Below are 6,484 nucleotides of genomic sequence, written 5' to 3'. Positions count from 1 at the left end.
GAGCGGCCACCCCGGCCGACATCAATCGGAATCAGGTGCCGACATCGCGTCGGAACAGGCGGCCGACATCGCCGGAATCCGCACGCACGCTGCTGATCGGCAATATGGCGGACCGGGAGATTGGTATCTACCGCGTGGATGGCGACACGTTGCAGGATACGGGCCGAACACTGGCAGTGAACGGCGGCCCGGCAGCACTTGGCACGGCGCCGCTTCCGGCAACAGCGGCACGGCGCCAGTAGCTGGAGGGTAAGCGGTGCCGGGAGACCTACCGGGCAGCGCTTGACGTCTGCTCACTGGCTCTAGCCCGGCACCACGGCATAATAGCGCCTTTCAACCTGGACGGGCGTTAGGGCTGCGCCGGTCTGAAGGCCATGGCGAAGCCCCTGATCTCGGACGAACTCTGGTCGATGATCGAGCCGTTGTTGCCGTCCAAACGATACAAGCCGAGGGAGATGGGGCTGTGGATCGGACGTGACCTGTTGGCGGCGGCTACGGACTGGCAGGAAGCCGGTGTATAGGACCAGCTGCACCGGGAGCTGCTGTGGCGCTTGCGCCAAGCCGACCGCATCGGTTGGACCCGTACCTGCGTGGACAGCGCGTCCATCGCGGCGAAAAGGAGGGCGCCGGAATCGGGCCGAACCCGACAGACCGTGGCAGGGCGGGCACTAAGCGGCACCTCGTTACGGACCGGTGCGGCATCCCGCTCGCTTTCCTGCTAACCGGCGCCAACATCCACGACAGCAGGGCCTTCGAAGACCTGCTCGACGCCGTGCCGCCTGTTCCAGGCAAGCCACGAGGTTCTATCGGCTCTCACGCCATGGGAAGCTCGGGTAGCCGGCTATGGCGTCGGCCGATAGCCTTCGGGCCGGATCAAGGCGGCCCAGGAGCCCGGAATGGAGCGCATCGGCTGCGGCTTCGCGGCGACTTCGGAGCGGCGGAACCGCACGGCGCAGGGCTACCGGCGCTTTCGCTGCCGCGATTGCGACCAGCAATTCAAAGAGCGCAGCGGCGGGCTACTGAACCGGACCCAATATCCGAGTGACATCATCGTCCTCGTGGTGCTTTGGCGCCTGCGCTACCGGCTCATGATCCAGGACCTCGGCGAGATGTTCCTCGCGCGTGGGATCATCTTCAGCGACGAGGCGGTGCAGGACTGGAAAGCAAAGCAAAGCTCACTCCTGCCCTCGCCGCCGAGCTTCGGCAGCGCCGTCGTGGCAAGGGTGGAGCCGGACGACGCTTGTGGCACGTCGATGAAACATATCTGAAGGCCCGAGGCCACTGGTGCTACCTCTACCGGGCGATGGACCGCAACGGCGACTTGGTCGACACCATGCTCAGCGAGCACCGGGACATGGCGGCCGCCGAGGTCTTCTTCCGACCGGCCAAGTCGGCCAGTGGCATGACGCCAGACCGCGCCACCACAGACGAGCACGGTTCCTATCCACGCGCGATCCACTCCACGCTGGGCGAAGACGTGAAGCACCGGACCAGCGCATTCAAGAACAACAGGCTTGAACAAGGCCATCGGGGCATCAAAGGCCGGATCCGATGTATGCGAGGGTTCAAGCATTCGGTGCGGCGGAGCGGTTCTGTCGAGGATACGACGAACTCCGTGCATTTCTCCGTCTCCGCCGTATACATGTGGTGCTCGCCATTCTGCAAGCAGCATGGGTCAGCTGCGTATTTCGGATCACGCCGCGCTGACTGGCTTGAGATCCGAAAGAACCGATAGGATCACTAATCCACCGTGGTGATCCTATCCCCGAGGGCTCCTGGGCCAATCAGGCGCGGCCAGGAGTGCCAGGAGGCGCGCCGTCACAATGTGCGCGGAACTGAGTGTCTCCCCCGGCCACAGCAGGTTGAGTGTGCCAACGCATGCACCCCCGACGAGAATGGGAAGGTTCACGATGCTGCGTAGGCCAAGGCCAAGGATGACCTCATGATCCGCGAAATGTGCGCGAATCGCGACCTCCCCCTCACCTTCGAACCGGCGCCCTTCCAGCAGTACTTGTCGGCCCCATTCGGTGTCACGCTTCGGCTTGCGGCCACCCACCGGGTATTCGGATGGCCGTGAACTGAAGATGCGCTGCACCGTCATGGCCTGCCGGTCGAAGACCATGGCGGTGCAGAGCTGTTGCCCGGTGAGTTCCCGCGCCAGGAGGTCGGCGGCCCGAATTCGAGGCAGCGGCCCGTTATCACGGGCCGCCGCCTCGAACACCCGGGCCAGGCTGTCAAAAGTCTCAGGCATCAGTCTTGTCGATGCCTAGATCGCGGATGACCTTGTGCCACTTCGCCGTGTCCATACGTAGCCGCTCGGCGAAGGCAGCGGGGGTCTCGTTCACCACCTCGACACCGATCGCCGCCATCTTGTCCTTCACGTCGGGCAGCATGAGCGCCTTGTTCATCTCGGCGTTCAGGCGCCTGGTCAGCACGGGCGGCATGCCCTTCGGACCAAGCGCGCCATACCACACGGCCATCTCGAAGCCAGGCAGGTTCTCGCCCACCGTCGGCACCTCCGGCAGCAGGGCGGAGCGCTTCTCCTCCGTCACCGCCAACAGCTTCAGCCGCCCGTTGCGCACATGGTCCAGCGTCTGCGTGCCCGCGGAGAAGAAGAGCTGCGTCTGGCCTGCCACCGTGTCCAGCGTCGCCGGGGCGCCGCCGCGATACGGCACGTGCACCATATCAAGCCCTGCCATCTGCGCGAACATCGCCGCGCAGAGGTGATTGGTGGAACCGGAGCCCGCGGAAGCATAGGCGATCCTGCCTGGGTTGGCCTTGGCGTAGGCGATGAACTCAGGCACCGTGTTGGCCGGGACTGAGGGATGCACCACCATGGTATTCAGCACGTAGGCCAGCAGTGCGACCGGAGTGAAGTCTTCGGCACCGTTAAAGGGCATGTTGCTGAACAGCGCGTCGTTCATCGCGTGCGTGCTCATCGAGCCGACGAGCAGCGTGTGCCCGTCTGGCGCGGAGCGCGCAACAAAGGCTGAGCCGATGTTACCGGAAGCGCCGGAACGGTTCTCGACCACGAAGGGCTGGCCCAGGGCGACGCGCAGTGGTTCCGCAAGCACCCGCGCCAGGATGTCGGTGGACCCGCCAGGCGCCCAAGGCACGATCACACTGACCGGGCGACTGGGATAGTTGTTGTTCTGCGCCCGGGCCGTACGGGGAAGCGTCAGGATGGCCGGTGCGGCGAGTAAGCAAAGTGCGGCGCGGCGCGGCAGATGAGGTCGGGTCATGGTGATGTTGTCCTGCGAGTCGACGCTCGCTTAGTGGTTGCATCCGTGTTGGCGTGGTTGCCCGCGTGTTGGTCCCGCGGTTCCGGTGTATCATCCCATCCGGCCCCCTCGCTCTGGATGGCGAGGTAGACCGATTGAAGGTGGGCGCGCATGGCACGCTGTGCCGCCGTGGCATCGCGTGCAGCGATGGCCGTGGAAATGGCTTGGTGCTCCAGCGCCGAGGCCTGCCGTATGGGCGCCGTGGTGATGGCGGCACGCAACCGTCCCCAGTCGGTCAGGGCACGGCTGGCTTCCACCTCCTGAAAGGCGGCCAGCAGCAGCGGATTATGGCAGGCACGGGCGATGGCACCGTGAAATGCGCCATCCCACAGGCCCCAACTATCCTGGTCCCGGGTCTCGGTGCCGCGCCTGGCGGCGCGCGCCATAGCTTCCACATCCTCCGCCGTGGCTTTCATGGCAGCGAGCGCGGCCAGGGCGGGCTCCAGCGTCAGGCGCGCTTCCATGATGGCCAGGGGGGTACTGGCCCGGACGCGCGGCTCAGGCCGCGCCAGCCCTGCGGGCTTCGGACCGATGAAGGTGCCCTGGCCCACGCCACGCCAGATGCGGTCGCGAAGCTCCATCTCGCCCAGCGCCTCGCGCAAGGCACGGCGGCTGACACCGAGCAGTGTGGTCAGCTGGCGTTCGGGAAGCAGCCGGTCACCCGGCGTTAGCCCTGCCTCCCGGAGATAGGCTTCAAGTCGGTCAGTCGCGCGGCGGGCAGACATGGAACCTTTGCTAGATGAGCGCAGGTTTCGGCGCAAGGGATTCTGGCTTTCGGAGGCCTTCTTCTTGGAGTAATCCAGAGGCTGCGCCCAGCTGGTGCATCGTTGTATGGGACCAATTAAAATTGGTTCCGGAAAGGAGCCGAGCCTATGTTCACGACCCGCCCTGAGATCCGTGGCACGTTCGGCGCGGTGGCCACCACGCACTGGCTCGCGAGCGCCGTGGGCATGTCGGTGCTTGAGCGTGGCGGTAACGCCTTCGACGCGGCCGTCGCCGCTGGGTTCGTGCTGCAGATCGTGGAGCCGCACCTGAACGGCCCGGGCGGCGAGGTGCCGATCATCCTGAAGCGCACCGATGCCCCGGAGCCCGTGGTGATCTGCGGCCAGGGACCGTTCCCGATGGCGGCCACGCCGGAGCGCTTCGCGGAACTCGGGCTGCGACAGGTTCCTGGAACCGGCCTCTTGCCCTCTGTGGTGCCCGGTGCCTTCGATGCCTGGATGCTGCTGCTACGCGATCACGGCACCTGGAGCCCGCGCGCCGTGCTGGAAGCTGCGATCGGCTATGCCGAGGACGGCTTCCCGGTGCTGCCCCGGGTTTCGGCGTCGATCCTGCCTGCGCGTGAGTTTTTTCCTGCCGAATGGCCCAGCTCGGCCGAGGTTTGGCTGCCCGGCGGCGAAGTGCCGCGCCCGCGGGCTCGCTTCCGCACTCCGGCCATCGCCGCCACGTACCGCCGCATCCTGGCTGAGGCCGAAGCTGCGGGCGCAGATCGTGAGCGACAGATTGAAGCGGCGCGAAGCACTTTCTATCGGGGCTTCGTGGCCGAGGCGGTCGATGACTTCTACCGCACGGCAGAGCTGATGGACTCCAGCGGCCGCCGCCACGGTGGCCTGCTGCGCGCCGATGACTTCGCGCGCTACGAAGCCCGGGTGGAGCGGACCGTGTCCCGCGACTATGCCGGGGTAACGGTGCACAAGACCGGCCCCTGGGGTCAGGGCCCGGTCCTGCTGCAAACCCTGCGGCTGCTGGAAGGCTACGACATCGCAGGCATGGACCCGGCGGGCGAGCGGTTCGTGCACACGGTGGTGGAATGCATGAAACTTTCCTACGCCGATCGGGAAGTCTTCTACGGCGACCCGGACGCCTCAGACGTTCCGCTGGAGACGCTGCTGTCGCGTGAATACGCCGACCGGCGCCGCTCCCTGGTGGGCGAGACTGCCTCACTTGACCTGACGCCAGGCGACCTGCCCGGCGCAGCCGATGCCATGCGGCGGATCCTGACCATGGCCGGAGCGGAAACACCGGTCGGGATCGGCTTCGGCGAACCCACCTTTGCGCCGCTTCCCGTGGAATGGGGCGACACGGTGCACCTGGACGTCGTAGACCGCTGGGGCAACATGGTATCGGCTACACCCTCCGGCGGTTGGCTGCAGTCGTCTCCCACCGTCCCCGGCCTGGGCTTTTCCATTTCCACGCGTGGGCAGATGGGTTGGCTTGATGCCGGTCTACCCAGCGACCTTCGCCCCGGCACGCGCCCCCGCACCACCTTGACTCCAACGCTGGTGACCCGCGACGGTGAGGGATACCTTGCCATGGGAACTCCGGGCGGCGACCAACAGGACCAATGGACTCTGGCCGTATTGCTGCGGCGGCTGCACCACAAGCTGGATCTGCAGGCGGCGATCGACCTGCCGCTCTTCACCAGCAAGCACTTCCCGCAGTCGTTCTATCCCCGCACCTTTGAGCCCGGCCGCCTGCTGGTAGAAGACCGCTTTGGGCCTGACATCATTGCCGCGCTGGAACGTCGTGGCCACCGCGTGAAGGTGGAGGCGCCCTGGTCGCTTGGACGTGTCTGCGCTGTAGGGCGGGAGGACGGCTTCGTTATCGCTGCGGCCACCCCGCGCTTAATGCAGGCATATGCAACGGGGCGCTAAGACGCCGCAAAAGTTCGGCAGCAGATATGGTTGCCGTCGTGACCAACACCTCTGGATGTCCTTGCATGATGCAGGCTGCGGCACAGAAAGCCAACACCGCTACCGAAGTGACGGCCAGATCATCAAGCGGCGTTCCTACCCCCTGAAAAGGCTGTGTGCTTGGGACGTAATAGATCGAAGGCAGCGCACCAGGGTGGCCTTGGGTAGGGACCTCGTTCAGATCCAGTCTGTGACGGCGGCGATCAGCGCGAGTGCGGCAAGATAGTTCTGGGCGAGCGGTCGTAGCGGGTGGCGGGGCGCCGCCAGTTCTTCAGGCGGCAGAACAGGCGTTCGATCTGGTTGCGGCGCCGATAAGCCTGGCGGTGGAGTGGGGAGGGCTTGGTGCGAGTGGCCGTGGAAGGGATGACGGCTTTGATGCGGCGCTCTTTGAGCCAGCGGCGCAGGCTCTCCGCGTCATAGGCCTGGTCGGCAATGAGGCGCTTCGGTGCGGTGACGGCCCGGAGCAGCGGCAGGGCATGCTGATGTCGGCGATGTTGCCTGGCGTCAGCG

General features: G+C 65.9%; 8 protein-coding genes and 1 pseudogene. 5 read left to right on the top strand and 4 right to left on the bottom strand.

Going from position 1 to position 6,484, the window contains the following annotated elements:
* From EBE87_RS29790 to EBE87_RS19170, 4 genes and pseudogenes are all read left to right on the top strand, one after another.
* Positions 1 to 242 (top strand): hypothetical protein (locus EBE87_RS29790; RefSeq protein WP_233560134.1); only part of this gene is annotated, 242 nt, incomplete at its 5' end.
* 132 nt (positions 243 to 374) lie between these two features.
* Positions 375 to 790 (top strand): annotated as a pseudogene (locus tag EBE87_RS29785) (transposase); the annotation flags it as partial.
* 106 nt (positions 791 to 896) lie between these two features.
* Positions 897 to 1,268 (top strand): hypothetical protein, encoded by a 372-nt coding sequence (locus EBE87_RS29780; protein WP_233552959.1) that lies wholly within the window; start codon positions 897 to 899, stop codon positions 1,266 to 1,268.
* Entirely contained in the window at positions 1,241 to 1,735 is a 495-nt protein-coding gene (locus EBE87_RS19170; protein WP_158600766.1) for a DDE-type integrase/transposase/recombinase, read from the top strand. The genes EBE87_RS29780 and EBE87_RS19170 overlap by 28 nt, the downstream gene beginning before the upstream one ends.
* 24 nt (positions 1,736 to 1,759) lie before the next feature.
* Here EBE87_RS19170 and EBE87_RS19165 read toward each other — a convergent pair whose 3' ends face one another.
* The 3 genes from EBE87_RS19165 to EBE87_RS19155 are packed head-to-tail and all read right to left on the bottom strand — an operon-like array spanning position 1,760 to position 4,006.
* Positions 1,760 to 2,251, bottom strand: coding sequence for a GAF domain-containing protein (locus EBE87_RS19165; RefSeq protein WP_120636350.1), 492 nt, complete (start codon positions 2,249 to 2,251; stop codon positions 1,760 to 1,762).
* The gene (locus EBE87_RS19160; protein WP_120636349.1) at positions 2,244 to 3,242 is read right to left on the bottom strand and encodes a Bug family tripartite tricarboxylate transporter substrate binding protein; all 999 of its coding nucleotides are present in this window, start codon (positions 3,240 to 3,242) and stop codon (positions 2,244 to 2,246) included. Before EBE87_RS19160 ends, EBE87_RS19165 begins: the two co-directional genes overlap by 8 nt.
* Complete coding sequence (locus EBE87_RS19155; RefSeq protein WP_120636348.1) at positions 3,239 to 4,006, bottom strand: FadR/GntR family transcriptional regulator; 768 nt, start codon at positions 4,004 to 4,006, stop codon at positions 3,239 to 3,241. Before EBE87_RS19155 ends, EBE87_RS19160 begins: the two co-directional genes overlap by 4 nt.
* Before the next feature lie 147 nt (positions 4,007 to 4,153).
* Here EBE87_RS19155 and EBE87_RS19150 point away from each other — a divergent pair, with 147 nt between their 5' ends.
* A complete protein-coding gene (locus EBE87_RS19150) occupies positions 4,154 to 5,935 on the top strand; it encodes a gamma-glutamyltransferase family protein (RefSeq protein WP_120636347.1) in 1,782 nt (593 codons plus the stop codon).
* Between the two features lie 242 nt (positions 5,936 to 6,177).
* Here EBE87_RS19150 and EBE87_RS19145 read toward each other — a convergent pair.
* On the bottom strand, positions 6,178 to 6,484 hold a 307-nt coding region (locus EBE87_RS19145), incomplete at its 5' end, for a transposase (RefSeq protein WP_199707032.1).

This window comes from Teichococcus wenyumeiae (genome assembly GCF_003696345.1).
Classification (GTDB): domain Bacteria; phylum Pseudomonadota; class Alphaproteobacteria; order Acetobacterales; family Acetobacteraceae; genus Pseudoroseomonas; species Pseudoroseomonas wenyumeiae.
The sequence above is the reverse complement of the archived record's forward strand: the minus strand, read 5'-3'. Positions and strand labels throughout refer to the sequence as shown.

Coding starts and splice junctions, on each gene's coding strand:
- EBE87_RS29780 (WP_233552959.1), top strand. CDS start 897: ATGGAGCGCATCGGCTGCGGCTTCGCGGCGACTTCGGAGCGGCGGAAC.
- EBE87_RS19165 (WP_120636350.1), bottom strand. CDS start 2,251: ATGCCTGAGACTTTTGACAGCCTGGCCCGGGTGTTCGAGGCGGCGGCC.
- EBE87_RS19160 (WP_120636349.1), bottom strand. CDS start 3,242: ATGACCCGACCTCATCTGCCGCGCCGCGCCGCACTTTGCTTACTCGCC.
- EBE87_RS19155 (WP_120636348.1), bottom strand. CDS start 4,006: ATGTCTGCCCGCCGCGCGACTGACCGACTTGAAGCCTATCTCCGGGAG.
- EBE87_RS19150 (WP_120636347.1), top strand. CDS start 4,154: ATGTTCACGACCCGCCCTGAGATCCGTGGCACGTTCGGCGCGGTGGCC.